16 protein-coding genes and 2 pseudogenes are annotated in these 19,326 nt (G+C 61.5%); 8 read left to right on the top strand and 10 right to left on the bottom strand.

Annotation, left to right across the window (positions count from 1 at the left end; translation table 11 throughout):
- Positions 1 to 48: 48 nt before the first annotated feature.
- Positions 49 to 1,065 carry an alpha/beta hydrolase family protein gene (locus ACZZZU_RS04880; RefSeq protein WP_463552103.1) on the top strand — a complete coding sequence of 339 codons (1,017 nt, stop codon included), beginning with the start codon at positions 49 to 51 and terminating at the stop codon, positions 1,063 to 1,065.
- 2 nt (positions 1,066 to 1,067) lie between these two features.
- On the opposite strand, the gene ACZZZU_RS04875 is transcribed toward ACZZZU_RS04880, so the two are convergent.
- The 3 genes from ACZZZU_RS04875 to ACZZZU_RS04865 all read right to left on the bottom strand — a co-directional run bounded on the left by ACZZZU_RS04875 (position 1,068) and on the right by ACZZZU_RS04865 (position 5,428).
- Positions 1,068 to 2,252, bottom strand: a complete 1,185-nt coding sequence (locus ACZZZU_RS04875; RefSeq protein WP_463549931.1) for an MFS transporter — start codon at positions 2,250 to 2,252, stop codon at positions 1,068 to 1,070.
- Positions 2,253 to 2,385: 133 nt separating this feature from the next.
- Positions 2,386 to 3,519, bottom strand: coding sequence for a catalase family protein (locus ACZZZU_RS04870; protein WP_463549930.1), 1,134 nt, complete (start codon positions 3,517 to 3,519; stop codon positions 2,386 to 2,388).
- 34 nt (positions 3,520 to 3,553) lie between these two features.
- Positions 3,554 to 5,428: a di-heme-cytochrome C peroxidase gene (locus ACZZZU_RS04865; RefSeq protein ID WP_463549929.1), complete on the bottom strand. Its 1,875-nt coding sequence runs from the start codon at positions 5,426 to 5,428 to the stop codon at positions 3,554 to 3,556.
- Between the two features lie 277 nt (positions 5,429 to 5,705).
- Between ACZZZU_RS04865 and ACZZZU_RS04860 the strand changes: the two are divergent.
- A pseudogene (locus ACZZZU_RS04860) lies at positions 5,706 to 5,861 on the top strand (helix-turn-helix domain-containing protein); the annotation flags it as partial.
- A gap of 40 nt (positions 5,862 to 5,901) precedes the next feature.
- On the opposite strand, the gene ACZZZU_RS04855 reads toward ACZZZU_RS04860, so the two are convergent.
- Both ACZZZU_RS04855 and ACZZZU_RS04850 read right to left on the bottom strand, forming a co-directional pair.
- Positions 5,902 to 6,303 carry a helix-turn-helix domain-containing protein gene (locus tag ACZZZU_RS04855; protein ID WP_241000679.1) on the bottom strand — a complete coding sequence of 134 codons (402 nt, stop codon included), beginning with the start codon at positions 6,301 to 6,303 and terminating at the stop codon, positions 5,902 to 5,904.
- A 143-nt stretch (positions 6,304 to 6,446) separates the two neighbouring features.
- A complete protein-coding gene (locus tag ACZZZU_RS04850; protein ID WP_463549928.1) occupies positions 6,447 to 7,397 on the bottom strand; it encodes a GlxA family transcriptional regulator in 951 nt (316 codons plus the stop codon).
- 252 nt (positions 7,398 to 7,649) lie between these two features.
- On the opposite strand from ACZZZU_RS04850, the gene ACZZZU_RS04845 reads away from it, so the two are divergent.
- The 3 genes and pseudogenes from ACZZZU_RS04845 to ligD all read left to right on the top strand — a co-directional run.
- Positions 7,650 to 7,892: a hypothetical protein gene (locus ACZZZU_RS04845; protein ID WP_122498001.1), complete on the top strand. Its 243-nt coding sequence runs from the start codon at positions 7,650 to 7,652 to the stop codon at positions 7,890 to 7,892.
- 57 nt (positions 7,893 to 7,949) lie between these two features.
- A complete protein-coding gene (gene ku, locus ACZZZU_RS04840) occupies positions 7,950 to 8,900 on the top strand; it encodes a non-homologous end joining protein Ku (RefSeq protein WP_463549927.1) in 951 nt (316 codons plus the stop codon).
- Positions 8,901 to 8,945: 45 nt separating this feature from the next.
- Positions 8,946 to 9,929, top strand: a pseudogene (ligD, locus tag ACZZZU_RS04835) (non-homologous end-joining DNA ligase); the annotation flags it as partial.
- Positions 9,930 to 9,931: 2 nt separating this feature from the next.
- On the opposite strand, the gene ACZZZU_RS04830 reads toward ligD, so the two are convergent.
- From ACZZZU_RS04830 to ACZZZU_RS04820, 3 genes are all read right to left on the bottom strand, one after another.
- Entirely contained in the window at positions 9,932 to 10,504 is a 573-nt protein-coding gene (locus ACZZZU_RS04830) for a TetR/AcrR family transcriptional regulator (RefSeq protein WP_463382479.1), read from the bottom strand.
- A gap of 62 nt (positions 10,505 to 10,566) precedes the next feature.
- Positions 10,567 to 11,697: a thiolase family protein gene (locus ACZZZU_RS04825; RefSeq protein ID WP_463382480.1), complete on the bottom strand. Its 1,131-nt coding sequence runs from the start codon at positions 11,695 to 11,697 to the stop codon at positions 10,567 to 10,569.
- A 23-nt stretch (positions 11,698 to 11,720) separates the two neighbouring features.
- On the bottom strand, positions 11,721 to 12,257 hold the full coding sequence (locus ACZZZU_RS04820; RefSeq protein WP_122498011.1) for a PaaI family thioesterase: 537 nt from the start codon (positions 12,255 to 12,257) through the stop codon (positions 11,721 to 11,723).
- 245 nt (positions 12,258 to 12,502) lie between these two features.
- Between ACZZZU_RS04820 and lpdA the strand changes: the two genes are divergently transcribed.
- The 3 genes from lpdA (at position 12,503) to ACZZZU_RS04805 (ending at position 16,222) form a co-directional block, all read left to right on the top strand.
- Positions 12,503 to 13,903: a dihydrolipoyl dehydrogenase gene (gene lpdA / locus ACZZZU_RS04815; protein ID WP_122498013.1), complete on the top strand. Its 1,401-nt coding sequence runs from the start codon at positions 12,503 to 12,505 to the stop codon at positions 13,901 to 13,903.
- 95 nt (positions 13,904 to 13,998) lie between these two features.
- On the top strand, positions 13,999 to 15,063 hold the full coding sequence (locus ACZZZU_RS04810) for an AI-2E family transporter (RefSeq protein WP_122498015.1): 1,065 nt from the start codon (positions 13,999 to 14,001) through the stop codon (positions 15,061 to 15,063).
- A 271-nt stretch (positions 15,064 to 15,334) separates the two neighbouring features.
- Positions 15,335 to 16,222 (top strand): glycosyltransferase family 2 protein, encoded by an 888-nt coding sequence (locus ACZZZU_RS04805; RefSeq protein ID WP_463549926.1) that lies wholly within the window; start codon positions 15,335 to 15,337, stop codon positions 16,220 to 16,222.
- A 73-nt stretch (positions 16,223 to 16,295) separates the two neighbouring features.
- On the opposite strand, the gene nuoN is transcribed toward ACZZZU_RS04805, so the two are convergent.
- Positions 16,296 to 17,765 carry an NADH-quinone oxidoreductase subunit NuoN gene (gene nuoN / locus ACZZZU_RS04800; protein ID WP_463549925.1) on the bottom strand — a complete coding sequence of 490 codons (1,470 nt, stop codon included), beginning with the start codon at positions 17,763 to 17,765 and terminating at the stop codon, positions 16,296 to 16,298.
- A gap of 21 nt (positions 17,766 to 17,786) precedes the next feature.
- Entirely contained in the window at positions 17,787 to 19,316 is a 1,530-nt protein-coding gene (gene nuoM, locus ACZZZU_RS04795; RefSeq protein WP_122498021.1) for an NADH-quinone oxidoreductase subunit M, read from the bottom strand.
- Positions 19,317 to 19,326 lie beyond the last annotated feature (10 nt).

The raw sequence follows: 19,326 nt of genomic DNA, 5'->3' as shown, positions 1-19,326 counted from the left end.
GGCGGTGGTATTGAGGAGGTGGGCGTGAGCACCTTTTTTGCGCGTGTGATGGTGGTGTTGCTCGGTTTAGTGGCCGGCGCGTTGCCTGCTTCGGCCGGCACGGTGGGTTCGCGCCTGACCGTCGGCTTTCACCGCATGACCCTGCAAGATCCTCTCGACCAACAACCCATGCAGGCCGTCGCGTTCTACCCGGCCTATGCCCGCACCACGGTCAGCCAGATTGGCCCTTATCACATCGCCGCTGGCGAAGACCCGCCGGTCGCGCCCGGCCACTATCCGATGCTGGTGCTGAGCCACGGCAACAGCGGCAGCCCCCTCGCTCAACACGACCTCGCGACGTATCTGGCCAAACATGGTTTCGTCGTGCTGGCGGTGATTCACCCCGGCGACAACTACGCCGACCAAAGTCGCCTCGGCACGCTGAGCAATTTGTACGGCCGGCCGATGCAGGTGTCGCAAGCCATCACCGACGCCCTGCAAGACCCCTGGCTTGAACCCTTTGTGGATGAGCAGCGCATCGGCATGATCGGCTATTCAGCCGGTGGCGAGACGGCGTTGATCGTCGGCGGCGCGCAGCCCCAACAGCAGTTGCTGCGCGATTATTGCCAGGCGCACCCAGCGGACGAAGATGCCTGCCGCAGCCACGGCGAGCTGGTGGTAGACCGCGATGACCTGGTGGCCGAGAGCGACCCGCGCGTGAAAGCCCTGTTATTACTGGCGCCGCTGGGCCTGATGTTTGGCAAGGAGGAACTGCAAGACGTGCAACTGCCGGTGCTCATGTACGCCGGTGATAACGACCAGTTGCTCTCCGTGGAAACCAACGCCCTGGCCCTGAGCCGCAGCCTGCCGCAACGGCCGAACTACCGGCTGCTCGATGGCGCCGGGCATTTTATCTTCATGTCGCCATGCTCGCCCGAGCAGGAACAGATGATGCCGATGCTGTGCAAAGACGCCGACGGCGTCGACCGCCAGCGCATTCATCGGCGCATGAACGCCGAGGCGGTGGAGTTTTTCAGCACCGTGCTGGGGCCGGATTTGCGCGACCACCAGGCTTCGTTGCATTGACGCTATTGCGGTGAATGCGCCCGTCGCGCCAGCCAAAGGCTCAGGCTTAGGCCGGCCACGGCGAGCAGGGCGGCGGCGAGGAAAATGCCGTTATAGCCGACGCCATACGCCACCGCGCCCATCAGCGGGCCGGCAATCGCCAGGGCCAAATCGAAGAACACCGCATAGGCGCTGAAACCGGCGCTGCGGCTGCTGTCTGGCACGCGCTTGATGGCTTCCACGCCCAGCGCCGGATATACCAACGACAACCCACAACCGGTCAACGCCGCCCCAGCCATCGCCCAGGCCGGCGTCGGTGCGTACCACAGCAGCAACAACCCCAGGGTTTCGATGGCCATGCAGCTGATCGCCACGTTGTAGCCGCCGTAGCGCTTGATGGCATCGATCAACAGCACCCGCGCGCCGATAAACGCCACGCCAAAGGCCGACAAGCTATACGCCGCGCCGCTCCAACCTTTGCTGGCGAAATACAGGGCAACGAAGGTGGTCAGCGTGCCGTAGCCGATAGAGCCCAGCGCCAAGCCGACGCCATAGGGCGCAATACGGCCCAGCACCGTGCTGAAGGGCAGGCGCTCGCCCTTGAGCACGGGCGCCGACGGGCGTTTCCAGATCAGCAGCAACCCCAGCGCCGCTATCGCCATCAGCGCGGCGCCCAGGGTCCAGTAACCCCACGCGTCGACCATCAGCACGCCGGCCGGCGCGCCGATGGCGATGGCGCCATACGCGGCGATACCGTTCCAGGAAATCACCCGCGCGGTGTATTCCACGCCCACCCGGTTGATGCCCCAGCTAATGGTGCTCACGCCCAGCAACCCTTGCGTCACGCCCAACAGCAAACGCGCCGCCAGCATGATCGACAGGCTGACTAGCGGGTACGCGCTGAGTTGCGTGGACAACAAAGTGAGCAGGCCACTTACGGCGATTCCGCAAAGCCCGTACACCAGCGCCGGCTTGGTGCCGAGGCTGTCGGCCAGGCGGCCGGCCAGCGGGCGACTGAGCAGGGTGGCGAGGTATTGCGAAGCGATGGTCAGGCCGGCGATGACCGCGCCGTAACCCAACTGGTCATGGACAAAGCCCGGCACCACGGCAATGGGAATGCCGATGCAGAGAAAGCCGAGAAAGGTAAAAAACACCACGGAAACAATTTGCCCCGTGATGGCCAGAGAGCTGGGCGTTTGGGTGTGCATGCTGAAAAAACTTCGCCAGAAAACCTGCGGCAATCATGGCCAGTGAGCGGGAAGAAGGGAAGGTAGCTAACGATTATTCCTGCTACGCCGTTCTCAGCCCGATGCGCGGCTGAGAACGGCGGACGCCGGTTTACTACGGGTTATTGCGTTCGTGCCGGTAGGCGCTTACCGCCTCATACACCGCTTTGCGCAGACGGTTGATGCCGCCCAATGGTCGGTGTTCTGGCAGCGCATGCCAGGGGTTGAACGACTGGTTATCGCAGGCGAGGGTTTGCTCGGTGCTGTCGAAATCCTGCGCCGGTACCTTGATGGTGGCCACGGTTTCGAACGGCGAAACCTTCTCGCTCCATTCGATGCTGGTGTCTTCCAGAGGCATATAGAACGCCGGGTTCTGCCGTTGCACTTGCAGCTCGAAACAGGCCGGCATGCGGTCCAGCGACAGCTGCTGGTACAGCGCGTCGTGGAGGAAATTCGGCATGTCGGTGTTCACTGCCGGCAAGGTGTACGCCGGGCAGCGCTGCGGCGCGGGTACCACGCGGTACTTGATGTTATGCGGGCCGAATTTGAACGGCGCGACCGAGTCGTAGGTGGTGGCCACCGGGCTGTCGGGCGCGGGGGCGAGGGTTTTCAGGGCGATAGTCAGGTGGCGGATTTGCCAGGTGCGCGGATCCAGGCTGGGGAAGAACGCCAACACGGTTTTGCCATCGGCCTGGGCTTTGAAGTTGCTCTGGTATTCAGCCACGTCGCTGACGAAGAACGAGGGATGGTTGAACATCACAAAGTCTTGCTCACCGGCCACCGCCGGGGAGGTCATCAGCTTGGCGCCCGGCACGTCGAACAGCTTGATCGCCATGCCGCGCGCATCGCGAACGCGGTCAAATTGCGGGTATGCGTTGCCGTTGGACAGGCGCATCAGCGCTTGCCAGGTTTTGCCCGGTTCGCTGAATACGCCTTGGCGCAGCTCATCGTTGAGTTCGGGCAACACGGTCACTTCGGCCTTTACGCAGCCATGGGCTTTGGCGTGGGCGTCGCGCAGTACACGGGTCTGGTCTTTGTGCTGCTCGACCACGCGAATGGCATCTTCGATGATGCCGCGCGTCATGGCCGCTTCGCCGGGCGGAATCTGCTCCTCGGCCGACACCGGGCCGGAGAATTTCCAGGCGTAGTACAGCTCGGCGATGGCCCAGCCACCGAGGCCGACCACCGCCACAATCAACAGCAATTTGCCGAGCACACGGCCCAGCCAGAGCCAAAAGCGTTTAAGCATGAAGCGCGTCCTTATGTGTGTCCCACGGTAGGGATCATCCCTGGCAGCTTGGGCCTGGCGTCCAGGCGGCGGGTGTAACCGGTTGCAGCTGACTTTCCAGCGGCGCATTGCCAAGCACCTTGAGGTATTCGATCAACGCCAGCCGCTCGTTCGGGCTCAGGCCTCGGCCAATCACGCCTTGCTGACGGCAGCCGTCGCGGAACTCATGGCCTTGGTTGCCGTTGCCGGTGACGCTGGTTTTGAACAGGAAACCGCCGTCGAATTTCTCGCTGCGGTAGCCGGCGCGCTCGGGGTCGTACTCGTGGTTGCCGACCCAGAATTCAGCCCGCCGCTCATACACCGGCGACAGCAGTTCAAACAGCGTGGGCACCGAGCCGTTGTGCAGGAACGGCGGGGTGGCCCAGATGCCGTCCAAGGGCCGCGCTTTGTAGCCGCGCTTCTCTTGAACGCCGATGGGCAGGCCATAGCCGTCCATTTTCCAGCGCTCTTCACCGCTGATGCCGGCGTCTTGGTACGCACGGTTTTCCACGTAAGCGGTGATATAGGCCAGGCCCTTGGCGCTGGAAATGCTGCGGAAATTCAGGTCTTCCAGCTTGCCGTCGAACAGCTTCACGCCCAGCGTGCTGAGCTGCTCTTTGCTCCAGCCCAGCTTGCTGATGTTGAAGCGGTGGTCGGCGATGTTGTCGGCGGTGGTCGGGTCGGTGCCAACGATGCTGACCGGCACGATGCGCATCCGCCATTCCGGGTCGCGGGTGGGGGCCAGGCGTTTGTCCGGCGCTTTTGGGTCCGGCGCGTGGCAGTAGGCGCAGTTTTCCTGATACAGCGCGCGGCCCTGGCTGGCCATTTCCAGATTGACCTTGCCCAGCACGGGCTCGGGCCAGGTCGGTGGTTTCAGCTGTTTCAGGGTTTCTTCCAGGGTGTAGAGATCACGCACCCGCACGCTGGAGGCGTAGCGTTCGGCCACGGGCACGCGGCCCTGGTTGTCTTCGAACAGCCGGACGGTGGCGCCCACGCCCAAGGCTTCGCCGATATTGCGCGCCATCGGTTGCATGGCCGAACCGTTCCACTGCACCCAGTCGAATTTCCAGATATCCCACAACTGCGGGTAGCTCACCGGGGCATTGCCGACGCGGTAGTTGCTGGGGTCGATGGCGTCGCCGAACACGCTGTTGGCGATGCGGCCGAAGGCGTCGGTGCGACCAAAGCCTTCTTCGGTGGGGTAGAGGCCGCGATGGGTGTCGTTCCAGGCTTGGGACAGAATGCGGTTGAGCGTGACCTTGAGGTCGGTGCGCAGTTGGTCGCGGCCTTCGGGGTACTTGTCGCCCAGCACGTTCTTGGCGAAGCGGGTGAATTTCAGCGGGTTGTAATAGGTGAACGCCAGGCTCATGCCGAGCGCCTGCCCGAAGCTGCCGCCTTTCAACGTGGGCACCGTGGACGCCAGCGAATGCAGGGCCGCGCCGCCGTCGATGCGCACCGAGTTGCCGTTGAAACGCAGCTCTCCGGTGTGGCACGCCGAGCAGGTGATATCCAACAGTTGCGCGCCGGTTTCTTCTTCTAGATGGCGAGCAAAACCAACCGGCAAATTTCCAGGGTTCAGCGAGGTGGGTTGTTGGTTCGGTTCGGTGAGAAAGCCAAAGCGGGCGAGGTAATCCGGGGTGGCGAATTTGTCTTCGGAGAAGGGCAGCTCCAGCGCGGTAAACCAGTCATAGCGCAGGCCTTTCACTTCCGTGCCCTGGGGCGTGTAGTAATAGGTTTGGCGCGCCTCGGGGCTCCACTGCTCCAGATAATGCAGCTGCGTGGGCGCTTGGTACGCCGGCAAATTCGGGTTGGCAATGTAGTAGAGGGCAATAGCCAGAACCGCCAAGACGGCGAGTACGACGAGAAGCAAAATCCGCTTCACAACCTTCATGGGTGACGGTCCTTGTGCATTGTTATTGGCTGAGCGTTTATGCCAAGCAATTACAGGCTTGGCAAGACGCTAATCACCTATTGTTCTTATGGCTTTGGGCAACCATTCATGCAGCGAGGCGGCGTCGCTTAGAAGAAATCCGTCCTAAGCGCGTCAAAAAACTTGCTACGGTTGAAAACAGGGCAGGAAAAGGATTGTTTTAACTCAGAAAATTAAAACGGATGCCAGGGAGCAGAACGCCATGCTCGATATGCTCGACAGAGACACCTCGCCAACGCTCGCCACGCTCGATGTCTACAAAAGCAACGCCGAACGCCAGGCGCTTTGCGACGCCTTGGCCCGTTACGGCGACAACATGAGTGTGGCCGCGCGCATGCTCGGCATTTCCAGGCCGACGTTTTATCGCCTGTTGCACAAACACCGGCTGCGCTGACGGCCTTGGCGGGCGGCGCGAACGGCGGGCTTAAGCCAACCTACGACGCATTGTTCGCAACCGTTCGGCTGCGCCAGGCCATCGGGTTCACCCCTTCGGTTCGGGTGAAGGTGCGGCAGAAGTGGGCTTGGTCGCAGAAGCCGCATTCGGCGCTGATCTGCGTGAGGGTCATGTCGGATTCTTGAATCAGGCGCTTGGCCTGGTTGATGCGCTGTTGGTGAATCCAGTCTTGCGGCGACATGCCGGTGCTGCGCTTGAAGGCGCGGGAGAAGTGACTGCGTGACAGCGCGCAGGCTTGCGCCAGTTGCGGCACGGTGATTTTTTCGCCAATCAGGTTGTGGATGAGCGCCTTGACCAGCTGTTCACGCCAGCGTGTAAGACCCCCGGTTACCAGCGTTTCGCCGTCCTTCTCGTCGCTGGGTGTGAGCGAGCGGCGGGACATCCAATGGATACTGGCCATGATCCTTCCTTTGTGCATGAAAACCTGACCTGAGTGTGGGCAGGTGCTGCACGGCGAACAAGGTTCAAGGAAGGCCGGTTCCGGCCAACGAGGTGCGCAATACGGACACCTCTAGCACGATGGTTTCAACCAAACTGCTGGCGGTACTGAACGGGTGTAAGGCCAAGCTTCTCGCTGAACAGAAAACGCATGTGTCGCGTACTGCCCAAGCCGGCCCGATAGGCCACGGTTTTCAGCGGCAAATCGGTGCTCTCCAGCAGGCTGCGAGCACGGTCGATACGGGCGTGTTGCAGAAATTCCATGGGCGTCATGTTCACTTCGCGGCTGAACACGCGGGCGAAGTGGCGTGCGCTCATGCCGGCCAGGCTGGCCATGCGCTCCACGGAAAAGTCTTCGTCAAGGTGGGCCAGCACATAGGTTTGCACCTGGTTGATGGGCGAATCCTGTTCGGCCAGCGCGGCCAACATGGGGCTGAACTGTGCCTGGCCGCCTTGGCGCTTCATGGCCACCAACAGCACTTTCGCGACATCCACCGCCACCTTTTTGCCGTGGTCTTCGGCCACCACCGCTAACGCCATGTCGATGCCCGCTGTGACGCCGCCGGAGGTCAGCAAGCGGCGGTCTTTCACGTAAATCTGGTCGGTGCCCACGCGCGCTCTGGGGAACCGTTTAATCAGGCGGTCGGTGTAGTTCCAGTGGGTCGTGACCTGATGATCATCAAGCAAGCAGGCCTCGCCCAGAATGAACGCACCGGTGCAGATCGAGCCGTACATTTTGCAGCGCTGAACCGCGACGTGCAGCCAGGCCGACACTTCGGGAAACCGCTCGTTGTAAGCGCCGGGCCCGCCGGGCACCAAGAGCAGGTCGTAGGGCTCGCAGCCGTCGGCGAGGGTCAGATTGGTCTGCACCGTTACGCCGTTGGAGGCGGGTACCTGACGTTGCTCGGTGCCGATGGTCAGTAAGGTGTAGCCATCCTGCTCCGGCAGAAACCGATTCGCGACGGAAAAAACTTCGAACGGACCGGCCATGTCGAGCAGCAAAAAGTTGGGGAACAGCACCATCGCAACCGTTTTCATGGGCGTAACTCGCGGCTTGCTGAATGTAGGAAGAAACTTACAGCGAAGCGGCGCGCAAGGCACGAACCTTGTTGTTTTTAAAGGATATTTGCGACGAGCGTGGCGTCTTGATGGCACGCTTTTGAGGCGTTAGCCGCTCTGCTGCGCCACTTGAGGGCAGCGCGGCGCCACAAACAAAACTGCAACTCTTTTTTAACCCTGCCGGTCCCAATTTCAGTGAGCCATACAAGGCCCTGTAGGGGGAAAGCAACCATGTTTCGTGATTTCGACACCTGCATCGCCTGGACCGATGCCATGAAGGAAGGCCACAACTACGTGGGCCTGATCGAATACCAGCCTAAGCGCATGGGCGCCGAAGTGCGCGTGTTGTGGGTGATCGTGCCGGGTTGCGTGTGCGAGAACGAGGCGGAAACCGCCGCCGACAATATGTTGCGCGAGATCAGCGACATCACGCAGCTGGACCGCGTGACCTACAGCGACGGCGTGACGCTGTAGCGCAAGTTTCGGCAGCGCCTGAACACTTACTGAAGAATTGAGCGAGGAACGCCGGTCATGGCACGAGCCATCTGGAAAGGCGCCATCAGTTTTGGCTTGGTGCACATCCCCGTGGCGCTTAACTCCGCCACCGCCTCCCAGGGCGTCGACTTCGATTGGCTGGACAAACGCAGCATGGAGCCCGTGGGCTACAAGCGCGTGAATAAAGTCACCGGCAAAGAAATCGACCGCGAGAACATCGTCAAAGGCGTGGAGTACGAGAAGGGCCAGTACGTGGTGCTGAGCGAGGAGGAAATTCGCGAAGCGCACCCGGCGTCCACGCAAACCATCGACATTTTCTCGTTCGTCGACAGCGCAGAAATTCCCCTGCAGCACATCGACACGCCGTATTACCTCAGTCCCGACAAGCGCGGCGAGAAGGTGTATGCCTTGTTGCGCGAAACCCTGGCCAGCACCAAAAAGGTGGCGCTGGCGCTGGTGGTTTTACATACCAAGCAGCACCTGGCGGCCCTGATGCCCATCGAAGACGCCATGGTTTTGGTGATGCTGCGCTGGCCCAGCGAAGTGCGCAGCCTGGCGAGCCTGGAGCTGCCGGCCTCGGTGAGCAATGCCAAGCTGGCCAAGGGTGAGCTGGAAATGGCCAAGCGCCTGGTAGAGGACATGAGCGGCGAATGGTCCCCGGACGATTACCAGGACAGCTTCACCGACAAGATCATGCAGCTCGTAGAGCAGAAGGCGCAGCAGGGCAAGATCGAAGCGGTCGAGCAGGCGCCCGGCGAAGAAGGCCGGCGCACCGCCGACGTTATCGACCTCACCGAACTGCTCAAACGCAGCCTGGGTGGCAAGCCGACGGCGAAGAAGGGCGCGGCGGCATCCAGCAAGGAGTCGGAAGAAGACGAGGCGCCCGCGCCAAGAGCAAAAAGCTCGCGCAGCAGTGCGAACAAAAGCACCGCGTCGAAAGCCAAAGCGCCTGCGCGCAAATCCACCAAAACCAGCAAGGCGAGTTAACGCGCCAAGGGCGGGGCCATGAGCGAACATAAACGCGCACAAACGTCCGACGTCGTTGCGCCGAAAACCCAACGCCAAGGCATGCCTGCGGGCGAGGCGGCGAATCATCCGCACGGTGCAGATGGCAAGGGCCGGCAACTGCTTGATGAGGTGTCGATCAGCCATCCCGAGCGGGTCATCGATGCGCAGAGCGGTACGCAAAAAGTGGAGCTGGCGCAGTTCTATCACGGCATCAGCGAGTGGATTCTTCCGCACCTTAAAGGCCGGCCGGTTTCGTTGCTGCGCGCGCCAGATGGCGTGGACGGCGAGCATTTCTTCCAGAAGCACGCCCAGCATCTGGCGATTCCGCACATCACTCATTTGGACCAAGCAATCGACCCGGCGCATCCGCAACTGATGCAAGTCGACAGCTTGCCGGCGCTGATTGGCGCGGTGCAGATGGGCTGTATCGAACTGCACACCTGGGGCGCCACCAGTGCGGCGGTGGAAACGCCGGACCGGCTGATTCTCGACCTCGACCCGGACCCCGCGCTGCCATGGAGTGCCATGGTCGAGGCGACGCAGGCGACCCTCGCATTATTGGATGTCGTGGGCTTGGAGGCCTGGCTGAAAACCAGTGGCGGGAAGGGCATGCACATTGTAGTGCCACTGCGAAAACAGGCCGGTTGGGACAGCGTGAAGGCGTTCGCGAAGGCCCTTGCGAACCATATGGCCAACCAAGCGCCGGAGCGCTTCACCGACAAAATGGGGCCGCAGAATCGGGTGGGGAAAATCTTTATCGACTACCTGCGCAACCAACGCGGCGCCAGCACCGCCAGTGCCTACTCGGTGCGCGCGCGTCCGGGCTTGCCGGTGTCGGTGCCGATTGAGCGGGACGAACTAGGCACGCTGCAAAGTGCTGCGCAATGGACCGTCGCCAACCTGCAGGCGCGACTTGAAGGTCTGCCGCGCGAGCCGTGGCACGACTACCACAACCGCCAAGGCCTCACCCGCGCGCAGTGGGGCCAGTTGGGCATCGAGCCTGTCTGACGCTATTGCTCGCTATCGGCTTGCACTTGCTTAAACAACTGCTGCTTGGCGCCTTGCAAAATGCGCTCGGACAACTGCGGATCGGCCACGCTGCGCGACAGCACCAATGCGCCTACAAGGGTTGAGAGCAGGGCGATGGCTTGCTCATCGGCATCTGGCCCTTCCAAGTGTTCTGCCAGTTTGCTGAAGCGGCTTTGCACCACGGCGTCGGTTGTGGGGCTGGCTTGGCCGCGCTGGCCCAGTTCGGCGCACATCGTAGTCAGTGGGCAGCCTTTGCCGGGGTGGGTGCGGTGGGTGTTGCTCAGGTAGTAGCGGATAAAGCTCTGCAGGGGCTGCGCTTCAGAGAAGGTTTTCTCGACGCCGTCGGCCAGTTTTTCCGCAGCCGCGCTGAGCGCTTGCTCAACCAGGTCATCCTTGGATTTGAAATGCGCATAAAAGCCGCCGTGGGTCAGGCCCAGCGCTTTCATCAGCGGTTGCAGGCCGGTGGCGCCGATGCCGTCGCGGCGAAAACGCTCCGACGCTTCGTCGATGATGCGCTGGTGAGTTTGTGCCTTGTGATCTTCTGAGTAACGCATGGCAACGCCCTCCAATAACGTGAAATGCCGGCCGTCATTCTAAACCAGCCGGCACCTGAACGTCAGACCGCTTCCAGCAACGTCGCCACGCCCTGGCCGCCGGCGATGCACTGGGTGGCAATGGCGAAACGCCCGCCCGTGCGTTTGAGCAGCGAGGCCGCTTTGCCGGTGATACGCGCACCGGTGGCGCCGAGCGGGTGACCCATGGCCAGCGCGCCGCCGTCGAGGTTGACCTTGGCCATGTCCAGGCCCAACTCGCGTACGCAGGCAATGGATTGGCTGGAGAAGGCTTCGTTGATTTCCACCAGGTCGATGTCGTTGATGCTCAGCCCTTCACGTTGCAGCAGCTTGCGCGTGGCGTGAAGCGGACCCATGCCCATGATTTCCGGCGCGCAGCCGGCCACGGCCACGGCGCGTACGCGGGCCAGCACATCAAGGTTCCAGCGTTTGGCAAAGGTTTCCGTGCAGACGAACACCGCTGCGGCGCCGTCGGTTAATGGCGAGGCGGTGCCGGCGGTGACGCTGCCGCCGAACGCCGGTTTGAGCGTGGCCAGTGCGTCGGCATTAGTGCCGGGGCGAATGCAGCCGTCTTCGCTGACCAGCCCTTCAGGCGTGGCGATGGGCACGATTTCGTCGGTGAAGTAACCGAGTTCGCGCGCCTTGGCGGCTTTGGCGTGGGAGTCGACTGCCATCAGCTCTTGCTCTTCGCGGCTGATGCTGTACAGGTTGGCGACGTTCTCGGCCGTCTGGCCCATCGACATATACGCCTGGGGGAAACTCTCAAGCAGTTTCGGGTTGGGCGAAATATTGAAGCCGCCCATGGGCACGCGGGTCATCGATTCCACGCCCGCGCAAATAAACGCCTCGCCGGCGCCGAGCAGAATTTGCCCAGCGGCGAAGTGCACGCCGGTCATGGACGAGCCGCAGAAGCGGTTGACGGTGGCGCCGCCCAAGGTGTCGGGCAGGCCAGCGAGAAAACTGGTGATGCGCGCGATGTTCATGCCTTGCTCGGCTTCGGGGTAGGCGCAGCCCATGATCAGGTCTTCGATTTCCCGTGGGTCGATGTCGAGGCGCCCCACCAGCTCTTTCACCACTTGGGCGGCGAGGTCATCGGGGCGCACATTGATCAGGCCGCCTTTGCGGGCAAAGTGAAACGGCGAGCGGGCGTAGCCGGCGATTACGATGTTTTCCATGGTGCTTCTCCTGCGACGCGGCCTTAGCCGTGCATGTTCATGATCAAACAGGTGGTGGAGCCGGTGGCGTAGAGCTTGTCGTCTACGTCGTACAGGCGGCCTTCGGCGAGCGCGGTGGAGCGGCCGACGTGGATGATTCGCCCTTCAGCGCGAATCGGGCCGACAGCGGTGGTGACGGCGCGCACGTAGCTGATGCGTAAATCCGTGGTGGTGTAGCCCTGGCCTTTGCTGAGCATGGTGTGGATCGCGCAGCCCATGGCCGAATCGAGCATGGTGGCGATGTAGCCGCCGTGCACGCTGCCCAGCGGGTTGTAGTGCATAAGCGCGGGGTGGCCCTGAAAGATGAAATGGCCGCTGGACCATTCCATCGGCACCATCGCCATAGGCTCGTTAATGGGCGGCGAGGGCAGTTGGCCGCTGCCGATGCCATCGAAAAATTCCTGCGGGCTCATGCCGGCCACTTGCTTCAATGTCATGGTGTCGGGTGCCGCCAAACGCGCACGCAAATCGTCGGCAGCTGCCAGCCAAGCCTGGATTTTTTCCTCGCGGGACATGCTCATAAAGACCTCTCAAGCGTTAACGAACTAAAAGTATCAAGCCGCACTGGCATCACGCTTACAGCCTAAATTACACTCGTCATGTAAAACAATATGAAGGCCGTAATATAAGTGCCAAGCTTGGTGGCATAAACGCCATGCGCAAATTACAAACCTGTAGGAGCGGCCTCAGCCGCGATGCTTTTCCGTCCACCAACGAATCAATTGCAGTCTTTACTGCTAAGAAATTTCCCAACCGGAGAACCAGCATGAGCAACTACGACGTAGTGGTAATTGGCGGCGGCCCAGGGGGCTACAACGCGGCGATTCGTGCCGGCCAACTCGGGCTTAAAGTCGCGTGTGTGGAAGGGCGAGACACCCTGGGCGGCACCTGCCTGAATGTCGGCTGCATGCCATCGAAAGCGCTGCTGCACGCGTCCGAGTTATACGAGGCGGCCGTAGGCCCGGAATTCGCCAAGCTGGGCATTGAGGTCAAACCCACGCTCAACCTGGCGCAAATGATGAAGCAGAAAGACGAAAGCGTGACCACGCTGACCAAAGGCATCGAGTTCCTTTTTCGCAAGAACAAAGCCGAATGGATCAAAGGCTGGGGCCGCATCGATGGGCCGGGCAGGGTGGTGGTCAAAGCCGCCGATGGCAGCGAGCAAGTGCTGACGGCCAAAGACATCGTCATCGCCACCGGCTCCGAGCCCACGCCGCTGCCAGGCGTGACCATCGATAACCAACGCATCCTCGATTCCACCGGCGCGCTGTCGCTGCCCGAAGTGCCCAAGCACCTGGTGATTGTGGGCGCCGGGGTGATTGGCTTGGAACTCGGCTCGGTGTGGCGCCGGCTCGGCAGCGAGGTCACGGTGGTCGAATACCTCGACCGCATCTGCCCGGGGCTGGATCTGGAAACCGGCAAAACCTTCCAGCGTTCTCTGGCCAAACAAGGCTTTGCATTCAAGCTCGGCAGCAAGGTCAGTAGCGCCACCGCCACGGCCACCGGTGTGACCGTGGAAATCGAACCGGCGGCTGGCGGCGAAAAACAAACCTTGGAAGCCGACTATGTGCTGGTCGCCATCGGCCGCCGCCCGTTCACCCAAGGCCTGGGCCTGGAAACCGTGGGTATCACGCCAGACAAACGCGGCATGTTGGAAAACCAGAAACACCGCTCGGGCGTGCCAGGCATCTGGATCATTGGCGACGTGACCTCTGGCCCGATGCTGGCGCACAAGGCCGAAGACGAGGCGATTGCCTGCATCGAACAAATCGTCGGCAAAGCCGGTGAGGTCAACTACGCGCTGATTCCAAACGTGATCTACACCAAGCCGGAAGTGGCGACGGTGGGCAAAACCGAGGAGCAGCTCAAGGCCGAAGGGCGGGCCTACAAGGTCGGCAAGTTTCCATTCGCCGGCAACAGCCGGGCCAAAATCAACCACGAAAGCGAGGGCTTTGTAAAAGTGCTGGCCGATGAGCGCAGCGACGAAATTCTCGGCGTGCATCTCATTGGACCCAGCGTCAGCGAGCTGATTGGCGAATATTGCGTGGCCATGGAATTCGCCGCCTCGGCTGAAGATATCGCCCTGACTTGCCACCCGCACCCGACACGTTCCGAGGCGCTGCGCCAAGCGGCCATGAACGTCGATGGTTGGGCCATGCAGGCTTGAACAAGGCACTTCAAGCGCAGCACTGATAAAACCTGCACTTGCCTGGCTGCTCGCGGACTAATGGCACATCAGCCTTCCACAAACCGCGAGCAGCCATGGCCGACCCCGCAATTGAAAACAAACTCTTCCTCGTCCTGCTGACCGCAGTAACGCTCGCCTTCGGCTGGATTTTGCTGCCGTACTACGGCGCCGTGTTCTGGGCAGTAATCCTGGCCATTTTGTTTAACCCGCTGCAGCGCCACCTCGCCCGTCGCCACCAAGGCTCACGCAACCTGACCGCCTTGGCTACGTTGCTGGTGTGCCTGTGCATCGCCATTTTGCCCGTGGTGTTCACCACCGCCTTGCTGGTGCAGGAAGCCGGCGAACTCTACAAACGTATCGAAAGCGGCGAGCTGGACATCGGCGCCTACATTTTCGAAATCAAACGTCACCTGCCCACCTACGTGCAGGGGCAGATGGACCGTTTCGGCATGGGCAGCCTCAATGGCCTCAAAGACAAAGCCATCAGCGGCGCCATGCAAGGCAGCCAAGCCGTCGCCAGCCAGGCGTTCACCCTGGGGCAGAACACCTTCGAGTTTCTGATCAGCTTCGCGATCATGCTGTATTTGCTGTTCTTCTTTCTGCGCGACGGCCAGGAACTGGTGCGGCGTATCCGTAGCGCCATTCCGCTGAATGACGGGCAAAAGCGCCGGCTGCAATTGCGCTTCACCCGCGTGGTGCGCGCCACAGTGAAAGGCAACGTGCTGGTGGCGGTGACGCAGGGCGCGCTGGGCGGTCTGGCGTTCTGGTTTCTGGGCATTACCAGCCCGCTGCTATGGGCGGTGCTGATGGCGTTTTTGTCGCTGCTGCCGGCAGTGGGTGGAGGCATTGTCTGGGTGCCGGTGGCGGTTTACTTCCTCGCCACGGGCGCCATCTGGCAGGGCGTGGCGCTCAGCGTCTGGGGCGTGTTGGTGATCGGTATGGTCGACAACGTGCTGCGCCCGATTCTGGTTGGCCGCGACACCCGCATGCCGGACTACATGATTCTGCTATCGACCCTCGGTGGGCTCACGATCTTTGGCTTGAACGGTTTTGTGATCGGCCCGTTGATTGCGGCGCTATTCCTTTCTTGCTGGGGCATTTTCACCAGCGGCAATCAGAAAGTGCGCCTGCCTTCTTAAAAGTGACTAAAAGGCGCGCTGTCTTTAGGTAACTGCCCACTGGATGCAGCTGTCGGTCCTGCATTAACCGCTGCGGCTTGTCGAGAAGCTTGCGACCCTTTTTTGGAGGAGGGTCGCCATGACGTTAACCCTTTCAAAAGCGTTGGGCGGCCCGATTCCTCGGGCCGCGTTGCGTTCTTTCTTGCCACTGTTGCGAAGCCGCTTCGCAGTGGGGCAACTCACCTCTTTTCCTGTTGCAGCTGCGCAGAGAACCCCAGTTCCGGCGCCTGAGTTGCTTATCAGCGTGATCGTGCCCACCTACAACTACGCCCACGTGCTGCCCAGAGCGCTGGATTCGGTGATAAGCCAATGGGGCGACGATATTGAGTTGCTTGTTATCGACGACGGCTCCGACGACCACACGCCGGACGTATTGCAGCGCTACACCCGACGATTTGCTGGCTGTTTTCAGATAATCCGCCAAGACAATGCCGGAGCCGCAGCGGCGCGAAATCGCGGGGTGCAGGCGGCGCGCGGCGCCTATGTGCTGATGCTGGATGCCGATGATGAGTTGCTACCAGACGCCTTCCAGACCTTGCGCGAGGCGTTGCGCGCGACGCCCTCGGCGGCCATGGTGCTGGGCGCACAGGTTTCGGTGTATGCCGATGGCAGCCAACGCGTCAGGCTGCCCACACCCGTGACGGGCACGCCAGTGCAGCGGTGCCGCCGCTATCTGCTGCAAAAGCGAATTTCCATTTCCCATAGCCGCTGCCTATTCCGCCGCGATCTGCTGCTGCAACGCCCTTACCCGGAAACACTGCGCAGCGGCGAAGATGTGGCGGTGTTTGCCTATGTTTTGGTGAGTGGCTCCGCCGTGACGACGACCCACCCTTTGGCTCGGGTTTATAAACACCGCGATAGCCTGCGCCACAGCCGAGCGGACGAAGAGTCGGTGGCCCAAAGCATGCTCCATGAAGTGTTTGCGCAACTGCCGGACGAGTGCCAGCGCTTGCGCCAGCGTTATGCGGCTCAATGTTATCTATCGCTGTTTCGAGCGGCGCTTTTAGTCGGTGATGGCTGTTCGGCGCGCCGCTTTTATCGGCAGGCCGTGACCCTGTCGTGTTGGCAAGCGCTGCGACCCGGCTACCTCAGTAAATTGCTGCGCATTGGGTGGCGCTGACGCGGGCTGCGGCTCAGATTCTCGCCCCATAAAAAAGCCCGGCATGAGCCGGGCTTTTTTATGGGCGCTGCGCTTATGGCGTCAGCACCATGGTGGAGTGTTGCACCAGTTCCAGCAGCGGTTGTGGGTACACGCCGAGCACGAAGGCCAGCAGCGCCACGGCCAGCAGCATGATGCCGCCGGTACGCTGACCCCAGTTGAACGGTGCATCGTGCCGATGCAGATTCGGTTCCACCAGGAACAAGGTGACCATCACGCGCAGGTAGTAGAAAACGCCGATCGCGCTGCCCAGCACCAAGGCGCCCAGCAGCCACCATTGTTGGGTTTGCACGCCAACCATAACCACCACGAACTTGCCGATAAAGCCGGAGGTCAGCGGAATACCCGCCAGCGACAGCATCATCACCGTGAGCACGGCGGTCAGGTACGGACGGCGCCAGAACAGGCCGCGGTATTCGTACAAGGCGTCGGCATCGCGGCCGCTGAATGGCGTGGACATCAGTGTCACCACGCCAAACGCGCCAAGGCTGGTCAGCACGTAGGTGGCCAGGTACACGCCAACCGCTTCCACGGCCAAGCCTTTGCCGGCGATGACCGCGATCATCAGGTAGCCGAAGTGGGCGATGGAGGAATAACCCAGCAGACGCTTGAGGTTGTTCTGCAGCAGGGCGAGCAGGTTGCCGACCAGAATCGAAGCCACGGCGATCACCGACAGCACGGTGGTCAGCAGCCCTTCGTTGGCGGCCGGGGAGAGCAGGAACAAGCGAACCATCACCACGAACACGGCCACTTTACTGGCGGTAGCCAGGAACGCGGCCACGGGTGCGGGCGCGCCTTCGTAAACGTCGGGCGTCCATAGGTGGAACGGCACCAGCGACAGCTTGAACGCCAGGCCAACCAGCATCATGCCCATGCCCAACTGCGCCATGGCGCTTTGTGCGCCAGTGGCGGCCAGCTTGGCGCCGATGCCGGTGAAGCTCAGGGTGCCGGCGTCGGCATACAGCAGGGCCATACCGAACAACAGGAACGCCGAACCGGCGGCCGAAAGCACCATGTATTTGATGCCGGCTTCCAGCGAGCGCTTGTTGAAGAACGCGTACGCGACCATGCCGTAGACCGGCACCGACAGCAGTTCCAGACCGATAAACAAACCAGCCAGGTGCTGGGCGCAGACCAGCACGATGCCACCGGCGGCGGCCAGCAGAATCAGCAGGTACAACTCGTCACGGTTGCCGGGGAAGCCGACCTTGTCATCGCCCATGTAGGCGTGAACCAGGGTCACGCAAGCGAGGGTCGAGACCAGAATCAGGCCGATGTAGAAGTTGGCGAAGTTGTCGACCAGCAGCAGGCTGGTGACCGCCAGCGGTGTGGCTTTGACGGCGGGAATGATCGACAGCAAGGCCAGGTTCAAACCCAGACCCGACAAGATGAAGGTCTGGCTGTGGTTGCGTCGCCAGGCGATGGCCAGCATCACCACCACGATGGTGGCGCAAACCACCAGCAGCGGGAGCAGGGCGAGCAGGTGTTGAGTCGTGAATTCCATAACGCGGCTTTCCATTACAGGCTACCGGCCCGATGCGAGTTGAGTGGAAGCGGTACCCAGCCAGTGTTGGATGCCCTGCATAGTGGCCGACGAGGTGTCCAGAATCGGCTGCGGGTAGACCCCAAGCAGAATCAGCAACACCGCCAGGCCCAGCACCATGAACATCTCACGGGCGTTCATGCCTCGCAGTACATCGTCAGACTTGGTCGGACCAAAGTAGGCACGGTGAATCATGATCAGCGAGTACACCGAGCCAAACACCAGGCCGGTTGCCGCCACGATGGTGAACCACGGGAAGGCTTTGAACGCGCCGACCAGAATCAGGAATTCGCCGACAAAGTTACCGGTGCCCGGCAAGCCCAGAGCCGCTGCAGCGAAGAACAGGCTGATGGCCGGCAGGTACGGCAGGCGTCCCCAGATACCGCCCATTTCGCGCATGTCGCGAGTGTGCAGGCGCTCATACAACTGGCCGCTGAGAATAAACAGCGCCGAGGCCGACAGACCGTGGGCAATCATTTGCACCACCGCGCCTTGCAAGGCGATCTGGCTGCCGGAGTAGATGGCAATCAGCACAAAGCCCATGTGCGACACGCTGGAGTAGGCGATCAGGCGCTTGATGTCGGTTTGAGCAAACGACAGCAGGGCACCGTAGATGATCGCAAACACGCCAAGGTACATGGCGATGTGAGCGAACTCCGCCGACGCATTAGGGAACAGCGGCAGGGCGAAACGCAGCAAACCATAGGCCGCGGTTTTCAACAGGATACCGGCCAGGTCGACCGAGCCTGCAGTTGGCGCCTGCGCGTGGGCGTCGGGCAGCCAGGAGTGGAAGGGCACCACCGGAAACTTCACTGCGAAGGCAATGAAGAAGCCGAGCATCAACACGTATTCGGTGCCTTCGGACAGCTTGGTCTTCAGCAGGTCGGCGTAGTTGAAGGTGATCACGCCCGTGGCGTTGTAGTTGACGAACACCAGCCCAAGAATCGCCACCAACATGATCAGGCCGCTGGCCTGGGTGTAGATGAAGAACTTGGTGGCCGCATTGATGCGGGTGTTGCCTTTGCTGCCGCTGTGACCCCAGAGCGCGATGAGGAAGTACATCGGCACCAGCATCATTTCCCAGAAGAAGAAAAACAGGAACAGGTCGATGGCGAGGAACACGCCTACCACACCGCCGAGAATCCACAGCAGGTTGAGGTGAAAGAAGCCGACGCGGTTCTGGATTTCATTCCAGGAACAGAGCACGGACAGCACACCGAGCAAGCCGGTGAGCACGATCATCAGCACGGACAAACCGTCCATGGCCAAGTGAATGGTGATGCCGAAGCGCTCGATCCATTGCACCTTGAACTCGTGGGCCCAAACCGGCTCCGCACCTGGCGCGGGCGCCAGGCTGAAGTTACCGGTGGTCCACAGCCAGAGGCTCAGGCCGAACAGCAGCACCATGCTGAGCAGGGCGATCCAGCGCGGCAGGGTGTTGCCGAACCGTTCGGCCTGCCAGCACAGCAGGCCGCCGATAAAGGGAATCAGGATTAGCCAAGGCAGAATCATGACGGGCTGT

The sequence above is a fragment of the Pseudomonas sp. AC136 genome (assembly GCF_979258585.1).
This window is presented reverse-complemented; position numbering and strand designations above follow the sequence as displayed.

Coding starts and splice junctions, on each gene's coding strand:
- ACZZZU_RS04880 (WP_463552103.1), top strand. CDS start 49: ATGGTGGTGTTGCTCGGTTTAGTGGCCGGCGCGTTGCCTGCTTCGGCC.
- ACZZZU_RS04875 (WP_463549931.1), bottom strand. CDS start 2,252: ATGCACACCCAAACGCCCAGCTCTCTGGCCATCACGGGGCAAATTGTT.
- ACZZZU_RS04870 (WP_463549930.1), bottom strand. CDS start 3,519: ATGCTTAAACGCTTTTGGCTCTGGCTGGGCCGTGTGCTCGGCAAATTG.
- ACZZZU_RS04865 (WP_463549929.1), bottom strand. CDS start 5,428: ATGAAGGTTGTGAAGCGGATTTTGCTTCTCGTCGTACTCGCCGTCTTG.
- ACZZZU_RS04855 (WP_241000679.1), bottom strand. CDS start 6,303: ATGTCCCGCCGCTCGCTCACACCCAGCGACGAGAAGGACGGCGAAACG.
- ACZZZU_RS04850 (WP_463549928.1), bottom strand. CDS start 7,397: ATGAAAACGGTTGCGATGGTGCTGTTCCCCAACTTTTTGCTGCTCGAC.
- ACZZZU_RS04845 (WP_122498001.1), top strand. CDS start 7,650: ATGTTTCGTGATTTCGACACCTGCATCGCCTGGACCGATGCCATGAAG.
- ku (WP_463549927.1), top strand. CDS start 7,950: ATGGCACGAGCCATCTGGAAAGGCGCCATCAGTTTTGGCTTGGTGCAC.
- ACZZZU_RS04830 (WP_463382479.1), bottom strand. CDS start 10,504: ATGCGTTACTCAGAAGATCACAAGGCACAAACTCACCAGCGCATCATC.
- ACZZZU_RS04825 (WP_463382480.1), bottom strand. CDS start 11,697: ATGGAAAACATCGTAATCGCCGGCTACGCCCGCTCGCCGTTTCACTTT.
- ACZZZU_RS04820 (WP_122498011.1), bottom strand. CDS start 12,257: ATGAGCATGTCCCGCGAGGAAAAAATCCAGGCTTGGCTGGCAGCTGCC.
- lpdA (WP_122498013.1), top strand. CDS start 12,503: ATGAGCAACTACGACGTAGTGGTAATTGGCGGCGGCCCAGGGGGCTAC.
- ACZZZU_RS04810 (WP_122498015.1), top strand. CDS start 13,999: ATGGCCGACCCCGCAATTGAAAACAAACTCTTCCTCGTCCTGCTGACC.
- nuoN (WP_463549925.1), bottom strand. CDS start 17,765: ATGGAATTCACGACTCAACACCTGCTCGCCCTGCTCCCGCTGCTGGTG.
- nuoM (WP_122498021.1), bottom strand. CDS start 19,316: ATGATTCTGCCTTGGCTAATCCTGATTCCCTTTATCGGCGGCCTGCTG.